The organism is Pseudomonas sp. P5_B2 (assembly GCF_056400445.1).
In genome coordinates, this window is record NZ_JBFULH010000904.1 from 1 (window position 1) to 1,348 (window position 1,348).

The window sequence follows — 1,348 nt, forward strand, 5'->3', positions numbered from 1 at the left end:
CTCCATTACCGATATGGAACACGGCGAACAGATCAGCATTCCCGGTCGCGACATCGACGAGCCGGTGCTTCATCACGGTCGCGGCGGCAAACAAACCGTCGTGCACCCGGGCAACAAGGAATTCACCAGCGGCGAGCACATTGCCCGTCCACCTGGCGGTGGTGGCGGCAGAGGGCCCGGCAAGGCAGGCAACTCTGGCGAGGGGATGGACGAATTCGTCTTCCAGATCACCCAGGAGGAATTCCTCGAATTCATGTTCGAAGACCTCGAACTACCGAACCTGGTCAAACGCAACCTGACCGGTACCGACACCTTCAAAACAGTGCGCGCAGGGATCAGCAACGAAGGCAACCCGTCGCGGATCAACATTATCCGAACCTTGCGCTCGGCCCATGCACGGCGCATTGCCCTGTCCGGCAGCAGCCGTGCAAAGCTGCGCGAAGCCAAAGAGGAGCTGCTGCGGCTCAAGCAGGAAGAGCCGGACAATTTCGGCGATATCCAGAAAATCGAAGCAGAAATCGAAAAACTCAGTGCGCGAATTCATCGCGTACCGTTCCTCGACACCTTCGATCTCAAGTACAACCTGCTCATCAAGCAACCCAACCCCAGCTCCAAAGCGGTGATGTTCTGCCTGATGGACGTGTCCGGTTCCATGACGCAGGCGACCAAGGACATCGCTAAGCGTTTCTTCATCCTGCTTTACCTGTTTCTCAAGCGTAATTACGACAAGATCGACGTCGTGTTCATCCGCCACCACACCAGTGCCCGGGAAGTGGATGAAGAAGAGTTCTTCTATTCGCGCGAAACCGGCGGCACTATCGTGTCCAGCGCCTTGAAACTGATGCAGGAGATCATGGCCGAGCGCTATCCGAGCAACGAGTGGAATATCTATGCCGCACAGGCATCCGACGGCGATAACTGGAACGACGACTCGCCGATCTGCCGCGACATTCTGATCAACCAGATCATGCCGTTCGTGCAGTACTACACTTACGTTGAGATCACCCCGCGCGAACATCAGGCCCTGTGGTTCGAGTACGAACGCATTGCCGAAGCCTTCTCTGACACTTTTGCCCAGCAGCAACTGGTCTCGGCCGGGGATATTTACCCGGTCTTCCGTGAACTCTTCCAGCGCAGGTTAGTGACATGACCGCCAAAGAGCAGAAGCGCCAACCCATTTCCACCGGCTCCGAATGGACGTTCGAGCTGATCCAGGCCTATGACAAAGAAATCAGTCGCCTGGCGGCTCGTTACGCACTCGATACGTACCCTAACCAGATCGAAGTGATCACCGCCGAGCAGATGATGGACGCCTATGCCTCCGTCGGCATGCCGCTCGGTTATCACC

General features: G+C 56.8%; 2 protein-coding genes. Both read left to right on the top strand.

Annotated elements, in window-relative coordinates:
- Positions 1-1,150: YeaH/YhbH family protein (locus tag AC1DRJ_RS27875; protein WP_477804984.1), on the top strand; the 1,150-nt coding region annotated here is incomplete at its 5' end.
- A partial coding sequence (locus tag AC1DRJ_RS27880) for a SpoVR family protein (RefSeq protein WP_477804985.1) occupies positions 1,147-1,348 on the top strand: 202 nt, incomplete at its 3' end. The genes AC1DRJ_RS27875 and AC1DRJ_RS27880, both read left to right, overlap by 4 nt.